This window comes from Burkholderia sp. ABCPW 11, assembly GCF_001523445.1.
Taxonomy (GTDB): Bacteria; Pseudomonadota; Gammaproteobacteria; order Burkholderiales; family Burkholderiaceae; genus Burkholderia.
In genome coordinates this window covers 24,060-40,368 of sequence record NZ_LOVM01000041.1, presented here as the reverse complement: position 1 = coordinate 40,368, position 16,309 = coordinate 24,060, and the positions used below count along the sequence as shown (strand labels likewise).

14 protein-coding genes are annotated in these 16,309 nt (G+C 67.1%); 9 read left to right on the top strand and 5 right to left on the bottom strand.

Going from position 1 to position 16,309, the window contains the following annotated elements:
- The first annotated feature begins 102 nt into the window (after window positions 1-102).
- Together WS61_RS17475 and WS61_RS17470 are read left to right on the top strand one after the other, a co-directional pair.
- Complete coding sequence (locus WS61_RS17475) at window positions 103-2,394, top strand: FUSC family membrane protein (protein WP_059501861.1); 2,292 nt, start codon at window positions 103-105, stop codon at window positions 2,392-2,394.
- A 293-nt stretch (window positions 2,395-2,687) separates the two neighbouring features.
- Window positions 2,688-4,055, top strand: a complete 1,368-nt coding sequence (locus WS61_RS17470; protein ID WP_059501859.1) for an amino acid permease — start codon at window positions 2,688-2,690, stop codon at window positions 4,053-4,055.
- 158 nt (window positions 4,056-4,213) lie between these two features.
- Here the strand turns inward: WS61_RS17470 and WS61_RS33620 are convergent, their stop codons facing one another.
- Window positions 4,214-4,375: a hypothetical protein gene (locus tag WS61_RS33620; protein ID WP_095211769.1), complete on the bottom strand. Its 162-nt coding sequence runs from the start codon at window positions 4,373-4,375 to the stop codon at window positions 4,214-4,216.
- Window positions 4,376-4,619: 244 nt separating this feature from the next.
- Here WS61_RS33620 and WS61_RS17465 point away from each other — a divergent pair, with 244 nt between their 5' ends.
- Genes WS61_RS17465 through WS61_RS17455 form a run of 3 tightly spaced genes read left to right on the top strand, consistent with a single transcriptional unit; the run spans window position 4,620 to window position 8,098 of the window.
- Window positions 4,620-5,663, top strand: coding sequence for a Fe(3+) ABC transporter substrate-binding protein (locus tag WS61_RS17465; RefSeq protein WP_059501858.1), 1,044 nt, complete (start codon window positions 4,620-4,622; stop codon window positions 5,661-5,663).
- Entirely contained in the window at window positions 5,653-7,320 is a 1,668-nt protein-coding gene (locus WS61_RS17460) for an iron ABC transporter permease (RefSeq protein ID WP_059501856.1), read from the top strand. The genes WS61_RS17465 and WS61_RS17460 overlap by 11 nt, the downstream gene beginning before the upstream one ends.
- A gap of 4 nt (window positions 7,321-7,324) precedes the next feature.
- Window positions 7,325-8,098, top strand: coding sequence for an ABC transporter ATP-binding protein (locus WS61_RS17455; RefSeq protein WP_059501854.1), 774 nt, complete (start codon window positions 7,325-7,327; stop codon window positions 8,096-8,098).
- A gap of 30 nt (window positions 8,099-8,128) precedes the next feature.
- Here WS61_RS17455 and WS61_RS17450 read toward each other — a convergent pair whose 3' ends face one another.
- From WS61_RS17450 to WS61_RS17435, 4 genes are all read right to left on the bottom strand, one after another.
- Complete coding sequence (locus WS61_RS17450; RefSeq protein WP_059501852.1) at window positions 8,129-8,599, bottom strand: Lrp/AsnC family transcriptional regulator; 471 nt, start codon at window positions 8,597-8,599, stop codon at window positions 8,129-8,131.
- A 242-nt stretch (window positions 8,600-8,841) separates the two neighbouring features.
- The gene (locus tag WS61_RS17445) at window positions 8,842-9,483 is read right to left on the bottom strand and encodes an NAD(P)-dependent oxidoreductase (protein ID WP_034206850.1); all 642 of its coding nucleotides are present in this window, start codon (window positions 9,481-9,483) and stop codon (window positions 8,842-8,844) included.
- Window positions 9,484-9,672: 189 nt separating this feature from the next.
- Window positions 9,673-10,128 (bottom strand): Rrf2 family transcriptional regulator, encoded by a 456-nt coding sequence (locus WS61_RS17440; protein ID WP_059501849.1) that lies wholly within the window; start codon window positions 10,126-10,128, stop codon window positions 9,673-9,675.
- 90 nt (window positions 10,129-10,218) lie between these two features.
- Entirely contained in the window at window positions 10,219-10,647 is a 429-nt protein-coding gene (locus WS61_RS17435; protein WP_059501848.1) for a hypothetical protein, read from the bottom strand.
- A gap of 196 nt (window positions 10,648-10,843) precedes the next feature.
- Here WS61_RS17435 and WS61_RS17430 point away from each other — a divergent pair, with 196 nt between their 5' ends.
- From WS61_RS17430 to WS61_RS17415, 4 genes are all read left to right on the top strand, one after another.
- Window positions 10,844-11,179: a hypothetical protein gene (locus WS61_RS17430; RefSeq protein ID WP_059501846.1), complete on the top strand. Its 336-nt coding sequence runs from the start codon at window positions 10,844-10,846 to the stop codon at window positions 11,177-11,179.
- 254 nt (window positions 11,180-11,433) lie between these two features.
- Entirely contained in the window at window positions 11,434-12,627 is a 1,194-nt protein-coding gene (locus WS61_RS17425) for an ammonium transporter (RefSeq protein ID WP_059501844.1), read from the top strand.
- A gap of 192 nt (window positions 12,628-12,819) precedes the next feature.
- Complete coding sequence (locus WS61_RS17420) at window positions 12,820-14,784, top strand: PhoX family phosphatase (RefSeq protein ID WP_059501842.1); 1,965 nt, start codon at window positions 12,820-12,822, stop codon at window positions 14,782-14,784.
- Window positions 14,785-15,409: 625 nt separating this feature from the next.
- Window positions 15,410-16,234 (top strand): IclR family transcriptional regulator, encoded by an 825-nt coding sequence (locus tag WS61_RS17415; RefSeq protein WP_059501840.1) that lies wholly within the window; start codon window positions 15,410-15,412, stop codon window positions 16,232-16,234.
- The last annotated feature ends 75 nt before the right edge of the window (window positions 16,235-16,309 follow it).

Below are 16,309 nucleotides of genomic sequence, written 5' to 3'. Positions count from 1 at the left end.
CCTCGGCCGGAAAGCCAGCTTTTGCGAGCGGCGAAATACGATAGACTCGTCGCCAGTCAATACGCCGCCCCCGGGCGTCTTCGTCTGCCATTCAGCCCATCGATGCGCTATTCGGTCGAAATCAGAAAGTTTTTCTACAGCCAGTACTTTTTCGGCGGCCTGCGGATCGCGGTCGGCGTGTCACTGCCGGCCGTGTTGTGCCTGATCGTGTTTCATAACCGGGAGCTCGGCTTCACGATCTCGACCGGCGCGCTCGGCGCGTGCGTCGTCGACATGCCGGGCCCGCTCAAGTACAAGCACAACGAAATGCTCGCGTGCAGCGTGATCGGCTTCCTCGCCGCGCTCGCCACCGGCCTCGCGACACCGAACATCTTCGCGCTGTGGCTCACGATCGTGCCGCTCACGTTCGTGCTGTCGCTGATCGTCGTCTACGGCAACCGCTGGCCGCAGATCAGCTTCGCGACGCTGTTCATGATGGTGATGACGCTCGAGGAGAAGTTCACGCCGCTGCAGGCGTTCGTCAACGCGGGCTGGATTCTCGCGGGCGGCCTCTGGTACACGTACTGGGCCACGCTCGTGTCGCAATGGCAGGCGCGCCGGATCGAGCAGCAGGCGCTGGCCGAAAGCCTGTTCGCCTGTGCCGACTACCTGCTCGCGCGCGCGCAGTTCTACGATCTCGACGCCGATCTCGACGAGTGCTACCGCAATCTCGTCGCCCGGCAGATCACCGCGGTCGAAACGCAGGAAACCGCGCGCGACATCGTGCTGCGCAACCTGCCGAAGCTGCGGCGCGGCAAGCTCGACCCCGGCCGCACGACGATGTACAACCTGTTCATCAACAGCGTCGACCTGCACGAGCTGTTCGTCGGCGCGCACACCGATTACCCGCTCGTGCGCAACACGTTCGGCGGCTCGGATCTCATCATTTTCTACCGCGACCTGATCCGCAAGGCCGCCGCCGATCTCGAGCAGATCGGCCTCGCGGTGCTCGAGAACCGCGCGCCGCATTCGCGCATCAGCGTGAAGGCCGAGCTGCGCGCGATCGAGTACGAGATCGAGCTGATGCGCAAGAAGAACTTCGCGGCCACCAACGCGGAAGCGTATGCGGCCGTGCTCGCGACGTTCCGGCGCATCTGGAGCGCGACGCGCCTGATCGACCGGATGCGCCGCAACCTGTCGGGCCATGCCGATCCGCAGCAAACCGAACTGAAGATCGACAAGGCGCTCACGCGTTTCCTGCAGCGCCGCCGCATGTCGCCGCTGCTGATCTTCTCGAACCTGAACATGCGTTCGCCGAGCTTCCGCCATGCACTGCGCGTGACGATCGCCGTGGCGGTCGGCTTCTGGATCGGCCGGCTGCTGCCGCTCACGAACGCGTACTGGATCGTGATGACCACCATCATCATCCTGAAGCCCGGCTACTCGCTGACCAAGCAGCGCAACGCACAGCGGATCATCGGCACGCTGATCGGCTGCGCGGCGAGCATCGCGCTGATCTACACGGTGAAGGAGCCGCACCTGCTGATCGCGATCATGTTCGGGTCGATGGTGATGAGCTACAGCCTGCTGCTGTTCAACTATGCGGCAAGCGTCGTGTTCACGTCGTCGTACGTGCTGCTGATGTTCCACTTGCTCGCACCGGGCAGCATGCGGATCATCGGCGAGCGCGCGATCGACACGGTGGTCGGCTGCATGATCGCGATCGCCGCGAGCCGGCTGTTCCCGTACTGGGAATACCGGCTGATGGGCAAGCTCGTCACCGACATGCTGACGTCCACCCGCAAGTATTTCGAGGCCGTGTGGCGCGCCGGGCGCGGCATGTCGCCGCCGCCGGTGCCGACCGCCGACGGCGCGGCCGTCGTACCCGTCGTCGCCGCGGCGATCGAAACGCCGGCCAGCACGCTCGACGACGACTACCGCTACCGCCTCGCCCGCAAGGACGTGCACATCGCGTTCGCGAACCTCGGGCAGGCGTTCCAGCGGATGATGATCGAGCCGAAGGCGCACCAGCGCTTCGTGCCCGAACTGAACGATCTGCTCGTGCAGACGCACGTGCTCGGCGCGCAGATCACGGCTGCCGCACCGCTGATTCGCAGCGCATGCGCGGCCGATGGCGGCCTCGTCCACGACGACGCACTGCAGCGCGGCCTCGCCGCCGTGCTCGAGAATCTCGAGAAAGCCGAAGCCGGCGAGCCGCCGCCTGCCGACCAGCTCGAAACGTCGAAGCAGATCACGCGCGATCTCGATGCGATGGTCGTGTCCGCGGAAAAATCCGACGCGGTCGGCGCCGAGCTCACGCACGACCTGAAGGTGCTCGCGCACCAGTGCAAGCAGATGCTCGCGTCGTCGCTGCTGATCCGCAAGGATGCGAGCGTGATCCGCCTGCCCGCCTGACCCCGCATGTCCGCGCCGGCAGGCCGGCCCGCGCACGTCGCGGCTCGGCCATCGGCGCGCTCCGGCTTGACGATTGCCCGAAGCATGCCCCACCCGCGCCACGCGGCCCGCGCCTGCGGGCGCACGAATGCCCCAAGCGCCGTTCCGCTCGCCGCGCCAGTCAGGGAATACCCGATTCCGGTCACCGGGCCCGGCTTGTTATCATTCGTTCACATTCAAGTTGTATAGACAACTTGAGCCAATCGGGCCAGCCCCGCTCGCCCGGTTCGTCGCATAACGATATCGGAGACTCGATGAAAAACTTGCAGCGCCACCTGAGCGCGCGGCACATCCGCTTTCTCGCGCTGGGCTCGGCGATCGGCACGGGCCTGTTCTACGGGTCGGCGTCCGCGATTCAGCTCGCGGGTCCGGCGGTGATCCTCGCGTACCTCCTGGGCGGCGCGGCCGTCTACATGGTGATGCGCGCGCTCGGCGAGATGGCCGTGCGCGAACCCGTCGCGGGCTCGTTCGGCCACTACGCGACCGAGAACCTCGGCCCGTTCGCGGGCTTCGTCACCGGCTGGACCTACACGCTCGAAATGGTGATCGTCGCGATCGCCGACATCACCGCGTTCGGCATCTACATGGGCTTCTGGTTTCCGGATGTCCCGCAATGGATCTGGGTGCTCGGCGTCGTCGCGATCATCTGCGGGCTGAACCTGTGCCACGTGAAGGTGTTCGGCGAGCTTGAATTCTGGCTGTCGATCATCAAGGTCGGCGCGATCGTCGCGATGGTCGGCGGCGGCGTCGCGATCCTGCTGACCGGCATGCACCTCGGCCATTCCGCCGACGTGCCGACGTTCGCGAACCTGTGGAACCACGGCGGCTTCTTGCCGAACGGAATCGGCGGGCTGATCGCGTCGCTGTCGGTCGTGATCTTCGCGTACGGCGGGATCGAGGTGATCGGGATGAGCGCCGGCGAGGCGAAGGACCCGGAGCGCGTGATTCCGCGCGCGATCAACGCGGTGCCCGCGCGCATCCTGCTGTTCTACGTGCTGACGATGGTGGTGCTGATGTCGATCGGCCCGTGGACCGGCGTCGGCAGCGATGGCAGCCCGTTCGTGCAGATCTTCTCGGCGCTCGGCGTGAAATCCGCCGCGACGATCCTGAACCTCGTCGTGATCAGCGCGGCGATCTCGGCGATCAACAGCGACATCTTCGGCGCGGGCCGGATGATGTTCGGGATGGCGCGGCAGGGTCAGGCGCCGCGCGTGCTGATGACGACGTCGCGCCACGGCGTGCCGTGGGTCACGGTGCTCGTGATGGCCGCCGCGCTGCTGGTTGGCGTGCTGCTCAACTACCTGATGCCGAAGGACGTGTTCCTGGTGGTCGCCGCGATCGCGACGTTCGCGACCGTGTGGGTCTGGCTGATGATCCTGCTGTCGCAGGTGGCGATGCGTCGCCGCCTGTCGGGCGCGGAAGTCGCGGCGCTGAAGTTCAAGGTGCCGCTGTGGCCCGTGGCGCCCGCGCTGACGATTGCATTCATGGGCTTCGTGATCGTGATGCTCGGCTGGTTCGACGATACGCGCGTCGCGCTGTATGTCGGCGCGGCGTGGCTCGCGCTGCTCGCGGCCGTGTTCTACGCACGGATCCGCCCGAAGTTCGCCCCTGCGTCACGATGACGCTCGACTGATTGTTCCATGCGGCGCGCCGGCCTCGGCGCCTGCGTCTGTCCGGCGCGATGCGATGGATCACGCGTCGCGCCGCCCCCGTCTCCTCCTGCTTCCTGCGTCTCGCCCACGGCTCCATCGCGCCGCGCAGCGATCATGCACGCCGGCGCTCAGTGCGACGCGGCGCTCGCGGCCTCGGCCGGATGGGCCTCGTCGTACGCGTGCTTCTGCGAAATCGCGTTGTACAGGATCGTCCCGATCACGAGCAGCACGGCCACGACGATCAGGATGCTCACGTTGCGGACAGGGTCCTTCTTGCGCTGATCGTTCATGGTCGGTGCGGCTCCGTCAAATTCGTCGAAGCGGGCATTCTACGCGCTTGCGCCCGCGCTGCGCCGCCCCGTTCGCCGATCCCCGCCCCGTGCATCTCCGCCGCTTTCCGCAAGCTTTCGTTTGTTAATCATTCCCATTTCGATTTAGAATCGCTAATCTTTCATTTTGTAATGTTCCGGGTCGTTCGGGCGGCAGGCGCGCTCCGGAACGCTTCCTCGTCCACCTGCCCCACCGGAGTTCTCCATGTCGAATCCGCGCACCCGCCTGCTGCCGCTCGCCGGCGCCCTCGCCCTGGCTGCGGCCGCCTTCGCGCCGCTTGCCCAGGCGGCCGAGGAAGTGAGCCTGTACACCACCCGCGAGCCGAAGCTGATCCAGCCGCTCATCGATGCGTTCACGAAGCAGAGCGGCGTCAAGGTCAACACGGTGTTCGTGAAGGACGGCCTGCTCGAGCGCGTGAAGGCGGAAGGCGCGCAGTCGCCGGCCGACGTGCTGATGACGGTCGACGTCGGCAACCTGCTCGACCTCGTCGACGGCGGCGTCACGCAACCGGTGCGCTCGAAGGCGCTCGACGACGCGATTCCCGCGAACCTGCGCGGCGCGAACGGCGACTGGTACGCGCTGTCGCTGCGCGACCGCGTGCTGTACGTCGAAAAGGACCTGAAGGTCGATGCGTTCCGCTACGAGGATCTCGCCGATCCGAAATGGAAGGGCAAGGTCTGCATCCGGTCGGGCCAGCATCCGTACAACACGGCGCTCGTCGCGGCGATGATCGCGCACGACGGCGAGGCCGCGACCGAGCAATGGCTGCGCGGCGTGAAGGCGAATCTCGCGCGCAAGGCGACGGGCGGCGATCGCGACGTCGCGCGCGACATCCTCGGCGGGATCTGCGACGTCGGGCTCGCGAACGCGTACTATGTCGGCCACATGAAGCATGCCGAAGCCGGCAGCGATGCGCGCAAATGGGGCGACGCGATCAAGGTCGTGCGCCCGACGTTCGCGAACGCGAAGAGCGGCGGCACGCACGTGAACATCAGCGGCGCGACGGTGGCGAAGCATGCGCCGCACAAGGCCAATGCAGTGAAGCTGCTCGAATACCTGGTGTCGCCGGAAGCGCAGGCGCTGTATGCGCAGGCGAACTACGAATACCCGGTGCGCGCGAACGTGAAGCTCGACCCGGTGATCGCGAGCTTCGGCACGCTGAAGGTCGACCCGCTGCCGCTGGCGGATATCGCGAAGCATCGCAAGCAGGCGAGCCAGCTCGTCGACAAGGTCGGCTTTGACAACTGACGCATCGCCTGCCCGCGTCTATCGAGAGCCGCGCGCGGGCAGCTTGTGGCTGCTCGCGGCGCTGACGATCGCCGCGGCGGTCGCGGCGCCGCTCGCGGTGCTCGTGGCCGCCGCGTTCGACGCCGATCTCGCGCACTGGCGGCATCTCGCCGAATTCGTGCTGCCGCAGGCGCTCGTCAATACGCTGCTGCTGCTCGCGGGCGTCGGCACGATCGTGTCGATCGTCGGCACCGGCTGCGCATGGCTCGTCACCGCGTACGAATTTCCCGGCCGCCGGATCCTGACCTGGGCGCTGTTGCTGCCGCTCGCGGTGCCCACCTACATTGTCGCGTTCGCGTATCTCGACCTGCTGCATCCGATCGGCCCCGTGCAGGGCGCGATCCGCTGGCTGCTCGGCTTCGACAGCCCGCGCCAGTTCCGCCTGCCCGATCTGCGCTCGCTGCCCGGCGCGATCTTCGTGCTGGGCTTCGTACTGTATCCGTACGTCTATCTGAGTACGCGCGCGATGTTCGTCACGCAGTCCGCGAGCCTGCTCGAGGCCGCGCGCACACTCGGCGCCGGCCGCGTCGCGACATTCTGGCGCGTCGTCGTGCCGCTTGCCCGGCCGGCGATCGCGGTCGGCATGAGCCTCGCGCTGCTCGAAACGCTGAACGATATCGGCGCGTCGGAATTTCTCGGCGTGCAGACGCTGACCGTGTCCGTCTATACGACGTGGATCACGCGCTCCGATCTCGCCGGCGCCGCGCAGATCGCCCTTGCGATGCTCGCGATCGTCGTCGGCATGATCGCGCTCGAACGCTACGGGCGCCGCCGCCAGCGCTACGCGCACGGCCGGCGCATGCGGCCGATCGCGCCGCGCCGCCTGGCCGGCACGGCCGCGCTGGGCGCCGCGGCGCTCGGCTGGCTGCCCGTCCTGCTCGGCTTCGGCGCGCCGGCCGCCTATCTCGCGGTCGAGACCGGCAAGCGGCTGCACCTCGTCGGCGGCGTATCCGCGCAACTGATGACGGGGCTCGCGAACACGCTGACGATCGCGACCGCCGCCACCGCCGCGACGCTCGCATGCGGGCTCGTCGTCGCATGGGCCGCGCGCGCGCAGCGCGACAGCGCGCGTGCGAGCCCTGCCCGCCTGTGCACACGGATCGCGAGCCTCGGGTACGCGGTGCCGGGCACCGTGCTCGCGATCGGCCTGCTGATTCCGTTCGCGGCGGCCGACCGGCTGTTCGGCGTGGCGCTCGGCCGCGACGGACTGCTGCTGATGGGCTCCGCGACCGCGCTCGTGATCGCCTACACCGTGCGCTTCCTCGCGATTCCGGCCGGCGGCATCGAAGCCGGCCTCGCGCGCATTCCGCCATCGCTCGAACAGGCCGCGCGCTCGCTCGGCGAGACGGCCGGCGGCACGTTGCGCCGCGTCCATCTGCCGCTGTTGCGGCCCGCGCTCACGACGAGCGCGCTGCTGGTGTTCGTCGACGCGATGAAGGAGCTGCCGGCCACGCTGCTGCTGCGCCCGCTGAACTTCGACACGCTCGCGACGTGGCTGTATGCGGAAGCCGCGCGCGGCACCTATGAAGAAGGCGCGGTCGCCGCGCTCGCGATCGTGCTGGCCGGGCTCGTGCCCGTGATCCTGCTTGCACGCACCCGCCACAAGATCGGAGGCTGATACCGTGAACCTGCTCGAACTCGACGACCTCTGCATCGCCTACGACACGCCGCACGGCCGCCGCACCGTCGTCGACGGCCTGAGCCTCGCGCTGCCGCGCGGCGACATCGGCTGCCTGCTCGGCGCGTCCGGCTGCGGCAAGACCACCGTGCTGCGCGCGATCGCCGGCTTCGAACCCGTGCGCATGGGGCGCATCGTGCTGGACGGCACGCCGGTCGCGGCGCCGTCGCTCGACGTGCCGCCCGAGCGGCGGCGCATCGGCATGATGTTCCAGGATTACGCGCTGTTCCCGCACCTGAGCGCGGCCGACAACGTCGCGTTCGGCCTGCGGCGCAGGCCGAAGGCCGAACGGCGCCTGCGCGTCGCGCAGATGCTCGAGCTCGTCGGCCTCGCCGATTCCGGCGACGCGTATCCGCACGAACTGTCGGGCGGCCAGCAGCAGCGCGTCGCCCTCGCGCGCGCACTCGCGCCGTCGCCGGAATTGCTGCTGCTCGACGAACCGTTCTCGAATCTCGACGTCGATACGCGCGAGCGGCTCGCGTTCGAGCTGCGCGACATCCTGAAGCACACGGGGCACACCGCGATCCTCGTCACGCACAATCAGGCGGAAGCGTTCGCGATCGCCGACCGGATCGGCGTGATGAAGGACGGCCGGCTCGCGCAATGGGATACGCCGTACGCGCTGCACCATCATCCGGCCAGCCCGTTCGTCGCGGATTTCGTGCGCCGCGACGCACTGGCCGACGAGCGCGCACGCGCACTCGCGCGCGGCCGCTGACACCGCGCCGCCGGCGCGGCGGCGTGTCCGTCAGGCGGGCTCGGCCAGATTGCGCACGGGCAACGCGGTCGAATACTTGATCTGCTCCATCGCGAACGACGAACTGACGTCGAACAGCGGCACCGTGCGAATCAATTGCTTGTAGACGCGGTCGTAGTCGTCGATCCCGGCCACGACGACGCGCAGTAGATAATCGGTCTCGCCGCTCATCCGGTAGACCTCGACCACTTCCGGCATGTCGCGCACCGCCTGCGTGAAACGCTGCGCCCATTCCTCGGTGTGCTGGTTCGTGCGGATCGCGACGAACACGGTCGTGCCGACCCCGAGCTTGCGCGGATCGCACAGCGCGACCTGCGCGCGAATCGCGCCGGTTTCCTTCAGCCGCTGCACGCGCTTCCAGCACGGCGTCTGCGACAGGTTCACGCGCTGCGCCAGCTCGGCGATCGGCAGCGTGGCATCCGCCTGCAGCAGCTCCAGCAGCTTGCGATCGATGGCGTCCATTTCTCCATTCCCTCGTCGATAGAAATTTATTCTATTCATCCTGTCCGACGGAGAACAATATGAAAACTGCTTCGTTGCGTCGACCGGTGTAAATACCGATCCGTCATGCATGCGACGCTTTCGCGCGCCAAATGAAACAGGCGACGCCACCCGCGAGGGCGGAATCGCCTGAAATGGCTGCGCGTCGCCGCTTGCACGTCGCACCCGGGCCGGCGCTTACCCGCCGCCGGCCGTCACGCCGCTCAATACGCGACCGTCGCGATCTCGCGCACGAAGCTGTCCTGCTCCAGCGCGTCGACGAACGCGACCGCGTAATCTTCCGCCGAGATCTTGCTGTTGCCTTGCGCGTCCACGATCAGCTTGCCGATGCCGGTGCGGAACGTGCCCGTGCGCTCGCCCGGCGCGATCAGCGCAGCCGGTGCGAAGAAGGTCCAGTCGAGATCGGCGACCGTCTTCAGGTAGCCGAGCGCGTCGCGGTGCGCGAGCGCCTGCGGCTTGTACGCGTCCGGGAAACCTTCGGTGTCGACGAGTTGCTTGCCCGGCGCGACTTCGAGCGAACCGGCGCCGCCCACCACGACGAGCCGCTTCAACCCGGCCTGACGCGTGCCGGCGACCAGCGCCTTCGCAACCGCGACGACCTGCGCCGCATCTTCCTGCTTCGGGCCGTACGCGCTTGCGACGACGTCATGGCCCGGCAGAGCGGCCGCGATGCTGGCGGCGTCGAACAGGTCGGCCGCCTTCGCGGTGATGCCGTCGCCGGATGCGCCCGGATGGCGCGAAAGCGCCGTGACGCGGTGGCCGCGCCGCACGGCTTCCGCCGCGATGCGCGAGCCGATCATGCCGGTGGCGCCGAACAGCGCGATATTCAACGAACGTTGCGTCATATCGATTCTCCAGAAATAAAAATATGTAACACCATTAATTACATATAAGACCGAAAAAAACGGGGCGAAGCCCCCGTTGCGCCGATCGTCGCGCGTCCGCGCCGTCCGGCTTCCTGCCTGCCCTGCCGCCGGGCACCCGTCGTCGGTTGTCCGCCGCAAGTCGCCCCGCTGCCGGTCGCCCGCCGCCGTTTACCCGCCGGCGCGCGCCGCTCGTTGCGTGCGCTGTTCCAGATCCAGCATGTCGGCCGTCACGTCGACCAACGTGCGCGTGGCGAGCGAAGCCTCCATCGCGCGCTGCGCGTCGCCGATATAGCCGGTCAGCACGCCCTGGATGTGCCGCCCGACGAGACACGCCGGATTCGGTGCCTCGCGGTGCAGCGCGAACAGTTGCGCATCGTCGACCGCACGATACACGTCGAGCAGCGTGATCTCGCCGGGCTCGCGCGCGAGCAGCGCACCGCCGCCCGCACCGAGCTGCGACGTGGTCAGCCCGGCTGCTGCCAGCATCGACAGCAACCGGCGAATCAGCGCCGGATTCGTATTCACACTGCCCGCGATGACGTCGGACGACAACGGCACGCCTTCCTGCATCGACAGCAAGGCGAGCACGTGAACGGCGAACGCGAACCGGCTGCTGGTATTCATTCCTGACTCACTCGGCGACACCGGCCCGACCCGCGGCCGGCGACATGTGTAACTATCATAATTACATTTTGCGGATCGTGCAAGCCCGCGTCATTCGCCGCTCGCGGGTTTCGCCCCCGCGGCGTTCTGCTGGCTCCACTGCTGGAGTTTCTTGCCGGCTTCGGCGATCTTCGCGCCCGCTTCTGAAGCCGCATGCGCGACGACGGCGGACGCCGCCGCGTCGATTTGCGCCTGCGCGGCCGACGCGAGGCCGCTTGCGGACAACGGCGGCACGGCCGACGCCGCGGATGCGAGGCCCGCCTTCGCCGCGTTGATCTGCTGGTTGACGGTGCTCGCCACCTGGTCGAGCGCCTTGGCCGCATTGTTCGCCGCATCGGCGGCCGCGCTCGCGGCTGTATCGGGTTGCGCGGCCGGCGTGCCGGACTTCTCGCAGCCCGCGAGCAACAGCAACGCGCCGGCGGCCACGGCCGCCAGCACGGACCCGGGCACGCGACGCGCCCGCGATGTCTTCATGTTCATCAGCAATCTCCGGCCGCGCGTTGCACGACCTCGTGGTTGGACCGGTGTCGATGATACCGCCTGTGGAACAGGCTCAATGACGACCCGCCATTAAAAATCCCTTTCAATTTCGGATTCGTCTGATTCAATCGCGGGCGCCACACCTCTAAAGTGGGCACGCTTCAATTCGCTTCTTCCGTACCCTCTTTTTCTCGTTATGGCTTTCCTCGTCGACTGGCTCATCGCCCTGGCCGCGCTGCTCGCCGCCACCCTGTTCATGAGCCTGCGCGCGCCGTCGGCGCGCCGCCTCGCCGAATCCGGGCGTCCGCGCCGCATCGCCTGCGCGCGCTTGCTCACGCAGGCCGTGATCGGTTTCTGGACGGCCGCGCTGATCGTCGCGCAAGGCATCCTCGGCGCCGACGGCGACGGCCAGTCCGTCGCCGGCTTCGCGGCGCTCGCGTTGGCCGCGCTCGGGCTGGCGACCGTCGCCGGCTACTGGTCGGCGTGCGCGCTGCGGCTGCGTCGGCCGCCCGCGCTGTTCGCGCGCCACTGACGCGCCAGATCGGTGCACGGCGGCGCGGCATTGCGCACCACTCCAATCGTCGCACGCACCGATTCGGCACGTACCGCACCACACGCGTGCAGAGAACCGGGCGCTCCTTCGGCATCCGTCCCGCCCCGATCGCGTGCACGATTCACCGGAATACCGCATCGTGCGGTATCCGGGCACCAATTCCACGCAGCCGTTCACCAGGTTGGCTCGATACTTGCATTCCTTGCCCGTTTTTTGCGCAAGGAAGCCAGGGCATGGATGGTCTGAAATCCGGCGTCGACACACTGTTCCTGTTGATCGGCGCCGTCATGGTGCTCGCGATGCACGCGGGCTTCGCATTTCTCGAACTCGGCACGGTCCGCAAGAAGAACCAGGTCAACGCGCTCGTGAAGATCCTGGTCGACTTCTCGGTGTCGACGCTCGCGTATTTCTTCATCGGCTACACGATCGCGTACGGCGTCGAATTCTTCGACGACATCGGCACGCTGTCGCAGCACAACGGCTACGCGCTCGTGCGCTTCTTCTTCCTGCTGACGTTCGCGGCGGCGATCCCGGCGATCGTGTCCGGCGGCATCGCCGAGCGCGCGAAGTTCAACCCGCAGCTCGTCGCGACGCTGATCATCGTCGGGTTCATCTATCCGTTCTTCGAAGGAATCTCCTGGAACGAGCGCTTCGGCGTGCAGGCCTGGCTCACGCACGCGTTCGGTGCGCCGTTCCACGACTTCGCGGGCTCGGTCGTCGTACATGCGTTCGGCGGCTGGGTCGCGCTGCCGGCCGTGCTGCTGCTCGGCGCGCGCCACGGCCGCTATGCGAAGGACGGCCGCATCGCCGCGCATCCGCCGTCGAACATCCCGTTCCTCGCACTCGGCGCCTGGGTGCTCGCGGTCGGCTGGTTCGGCTTCAACGTGATGAGCGCGCAGACGCTCGACAAGATCAGCGGCCTCGTCGCGGTGAACTCGCTGATGGCGATGGTCGGCGGCACGCTCGCGGCGTGGATGGCCGGCCGCAACGACCCGGGCTTCACCTACAACGGGCCGCTCGCGGGCCTCGTCGCAGTATGCGCGGGCTCCGACGTGATGCATCCGATCGGCGCGCTCGTCACGGGCGCGGCGGCCGGTGCGCTGTTCGTCGCGATGTTCACCTGCGTGCAGAACCGCTGGCGCATCGACGACGTGCTCGGCGTCTGGCCGCTGCACGGGATGTGCGGCGCGCTCGGCGGCCTCGCGGCCGGCGTGTTCGGACGGCCGGCGCTCGGCGGTCTCGGCGGCGTGTCGTTCCTGTCGCAGCTCGTCGGCACGCTCGGCGGCATCGCGATCGCGACCGCGGGCGGCACGCTCGTCTACGGCGCGCTGAAGGCGACCCTCGGCCTGCGTCTCGATCGCGAAGCCGAATTCGACGGCGCCGACCTGTCGATTCACCGCATCTCGGCCACGCCCGAGCGCGATTGAGCGCGAGCAAGCATCCGATGGGCATCCCGCAGCATGCCTGACGGATGCCCGACACCTCATTACGTTTCCAATTCAAAAAACTTTCATCTAGCGTCCCTACACTTCGGTCCAGATTTCAACTTGCCTTCGCGAAGCTTGCCGCTCGCCTGCTTCGCGAAGGCCATTCTTCCAACAACCGAAACTGGACTCCACATGCCCGCGTTGCCCAATGCTTCCCGTCGTCAGGCCCTGAAGATCCTCGCCGGCGCGCCCATGCTTCCCCTTTCCGGCCTCGCGCTGCCGGCCCTGCTGACGGGTTGCGGCGGCGACGACGATCCCGCGTCGACGCCGGCCCCGGTCGCCGCTGCCTATACGTCGGCGGCATTCTCGACGATGGCCGCGCCTACGCTCGACAACGCGGCCGCGATGGCCACGACGACGGTCGGCTCGACGCTGTCGGTGTCGTTCTCGGACGGCTCGTCGCGCAACTTCAAGCTCGCATACCGGCCGTTCTTCGTGACGGGCGACATGGTGCCGGACGGCAACGGCGGCACGACGCTCGCGGGCGGCTACTACGACATCAACAACCAGCCGATCATCGATCGCTCGGTGGCCGGCAAGGAGCGCCAGTTCTATTCGGACTGCCCGGACGGCAGCTCGCTGCTGACGCTGAAGAACGCGAACGTGCCCGGCGTGAAGGGCAACACCGTGTTCGCGGTCGTGCAGTTCGAATACGCGACGCGCGACCAGGCCAGCGCGTCGCAGTACGGCCAGTTGCCGTCGCCGATCGCCGTGCTCACGCTCGACCAGGATCCGGCCACCGGCGCGCTGAAGGTCGTGAAGTACCACAACGTCGACACGTCGAAGGCGCACGGCCTGTGGATCACCTGCGGCGCCAGCCTGTCGCCGTGGGGCACGCACCTGTCGAGCGAGGAATACGAGCCGGATGCGACCAAGGCCGCGACCGACGCGCAGTTCAAGGCGTTCAGCAAGAACACGTTCGGCGACGAGACGAAGGCGAATCCGTATCACTACGGCCATCTGCCGGAGATCACCGTGAATCCGGACGGCACCGGCACGGTGAAGAAGCACTACTGCCTCGGCCGCATCTCGCACGAGCTGATCCAGGTGATGCCGGACCAGCGCACGGTGATGATGGGCGACGATGCGACCAACGGCGGCCTGTTCATGTTCGTCGCGGACAAGGCGGCCGACCTGTCGGCCGGCACGCTGTACGTCGCGAAGTGGACGCAGACGTCGTCCGCGGGCGCGGGCACCGCGACGCTCACGTGGATCAAGATCGGCCATGCGACCAGCAGCGAAATCGAAACGCTCGCGAACACGCTGAAGGCGTCGGACATCATGGACCTGGCGACCGCCGATCCGAACGATGCGAGCTACACGAAGATCCACTTCGGCGGCAAGTTCAACTGGATGCGCGTGAAGCCGGGGATGGAAAAGGCCGCCGCGTTCCTCGAGACGCACCGCTACGCGGCGCTGCTCGGCGGCAGCATGGCGTTCACGAAGCTCGAAGGCACGACCGTGAACGCGAAGGACAAGATCGTCTACACGGCGATGTCGCGGATCGAAACGTCGATGGTCAAGGGCAACGCGGTGTCGCGCGACGTCGCGGTCGACAAGAAGATCGCCGCGGGCGCCGTCTATGCGCTGAACCTGAAGGGCGGCCAGCGCGACACGACGGGCGGCGCGATCGACAGCGAATGGGTGCCGGTCGACATGGGCGCGCCCGCCGCGCTCGTCGGCGAGGATCTCGCCGCGGCCGACGCGCTCGGCAACCTCGCGAACCCGGACAAGATCGCGAATCCGGACAACCTGAAGTTCTCCGAAAAGCTGCGCACGCTGTTCATCGGCGAAGACTCGGGCATGCACGTGAACAACTTCCTGTGGGCCTACAACGTCGACACGAAGTCGCTCGCGCGCGTGCTGTCGTGCCCGGCGGGCGCCGAATCGACAGGCCTGCACGCGGTCGACGAGATCAACGGCTGGACTTACATCATGAGCAACTTCCAGCACGCGGGCGACTGGGAATCGCCGCTGCACGACAAGGTCAAGCCGACCCTCGACCCGCTCGTGCGCGCGAACTACAAGGATCGCTTCGGCGCGAGCGTCGGCTACCTGACTGCGGAGCAGACCAGCATCAAGCTCGCGAAGGGCTGACGGGCCGCGCGCGAGGGGCGTTGCTCCTTGCAGGGCGCCTGGCCGGACGCCCCTGGCCAGGCTTCTTTTCTTCATCACCGTTCATTCGTCGGCGCTCCACGCCGTTTCACGCGCGATGCCCATTGCGGGCATCGCGCTTTTTTTTGCGCGTGGGGATCTCGTGCAAGCGACGTCAACCCCGCGTGCAAGCAGCCACGAAATTGGCCCAGACGGGCGTTTACGGCGATCGGGGGATAATACGGGCCTGACGCGTCCGGGCGAACAGTCGGAAACGGGCAAAAAAAAGCGCCACGGAGACCGTGGCGCTAAAAAAGTTCTAGCCATTCCGAGGGCCGTGCTAGAACCTGAGAGACTGCGCGAAACATCGTTGCCGGTTAAACTCTTGAAACGATGTTTCGAAAACGTGAGACATTCTTTCCGTTTCCGCCCGACAAGTCAAGCGGTATTTGCACCGGTTCATGCACTTTCCGACAACGCTCATTTGAGTGTTTTCCCAATAAACCAAGGGTGAACCCGTAAAATCTCATCCAATGACCGATTCACCCGCGGAACATGCATCTTTTGGCAATAGTCCTACAATACCAACAAAATTGAAATCGAGTTTCGGAATTAGAGAGAATCCCTCGTGTCGACCACTGTAACCTCTCCCGCGTCGCGGGACCGTGAATCGTCGCCCGACGAGATCACCGCCCTCGCCCGCGGTCTCGCCGTGCTGCGCCGCATCGCGGCTGCCGACGCCCCCGTCAGCAACCGCGAACTAACCGAATTGACCGGCATCCCGAAGCCGACCGTCTCGCGCATCACCGCGACGCTCGTCAGCGCCGGCTTCCTGTTCCAGTTGCCCGACAGCGAGCGCTTCGTGCTGACCGCGTCGGTGCTCGAACTCAGCCACGGCTTCCTGCGCAACTTCGACATCCGCGCGCGTTCCCGGCCGTTCATGATCGAACTGGCCGAACGCACGTCGCTGTCCGTGCACCTCGCGGTGCGCGACCGGCTCGACATGGTCGCGATCGACGTGATCCGCCCGCGTTCGGCCGTGCTCGTCACGCGCCTCGAAATCGGCTCGCGGATGGACATCGCGCGTACGGCCGTGGGCCGCGCGTATCTCGCCGCGCTCGAGGACGACGAGCGCCGCCAGTTGCTCGAGTCGCTGCGCACCACCGCCGGCGACGACTGGCCGCACGTGTCCGCCCGCCTGACACCCGCGCTCGACGATGCGATGCGCGACGGCCACGCGATCGCGATCGGCGAATGGCGCGAAGGCCTGAACGCGGTCGCGGCCGGTTTCGTCGGCCCGTCGGGCCAGCGCTATTCGGTGAATTGCGGCGGCGCGTCGCACCAGTGTCCGCCCGAATGGCTGCAGGAACACGTCGTGCCCGCGCTGCACGAATGCATCGCGAAAATCACCCGCGAAATCGGCGGCGCGCCGGCCCGGCGTGTCGGCTCGTAATCGTTTCGTCATCGTCGTGTCGCGTTGTGTAACGACCGTAACCCGTTGAAAGATAGACCGCTGGACTGTAACGGG

What these genes read in the sequence shown, in the direction of transcription:
- WS61_RS17420 (WP_059501842.1), top strand. Translation starts at nt 12,820, where the DNA reads ATGCCCGCGTTGCCCAATGCTTCCCGTCGTCAGGCCCTGAAGATCCTC.
- WS61_RS17450 (WP_059501852.1), bottom strand. Translation starts at nt 8,599, where the DNA reads ATGGACGCCATCGATCGCAAGCTGCTGGAGCTGCTGCAGGCGGATGCC.
- WS61_RS17430 (WP_059501846.1), top strand. Translation starts at nt 10,844, where the DNA reads ATGGCTTTCCTCGTCGACTGGCTCATCGCCCTGGCCGCGCTGCTCGCC.
- WS61_RS17445 (WP_034206850.1), bottom strand. Translation starts at nt 9,483, where the DNA reads ATGACGCAACGTTCGTTGAATATCGCGCTGTTCGGCGCCACCGGCATG.
- WS61_RS17465 (WP_059501858.1), top strand. Translation starts at nt 4,620, where the DNA reads ATGTCGAATCCGCGCACCCGCCTGCTGCCGCTCGCCGGCGCCCTCGCC.
- WS61_RS33620 (WP_095211769.1), bottom strand. Translation starts at nt 4,375, where the DNA reads ATGAACGATCAGCGCAAGAAGGACCCTGTCCGCAACGTGAGCATCCTG.
- WS61_RS17440 (WP_059501849.1), bottom strand. Translation starts at nt 10,128, where the DNA reads ATGAATACCAGCAGCCGGTTCGCGTTCGCCGTTCACGTGCTCGCCTTG.
- WS61_RS17425 (WP_059501844.1), top strand. Translation starts at nt 11,434, where the DNA reads ATGGATGGTCTGAAATCCGGCGTCGACACACTGTTCCTGTTGATCGGC.
- WS61_RS17470 (WP_059501859.1), top strand. Translation starts at nt 2,688, where the DNA reads ATGAAAAACTTGCAGCGCCACCTGAGCGCGCGGCACATCCGCTTTCTC.
- WS61_RS17435 (WP_059501848.1), bottom strand. Translation starts at nt 10,647, where the DNA reads ATGAACATGAAGACATCGCGGGCGCGTCGCGTGCCCGGGTCCGTGCTG.
- WS61_RS17475 (WP_059501861.1), top strand. Translation starts at nt 103, where the DNA reads ATGCGCTATTCGGTCGAAATCAGAAAGTTTTTCTACAGCCAGTACTTT.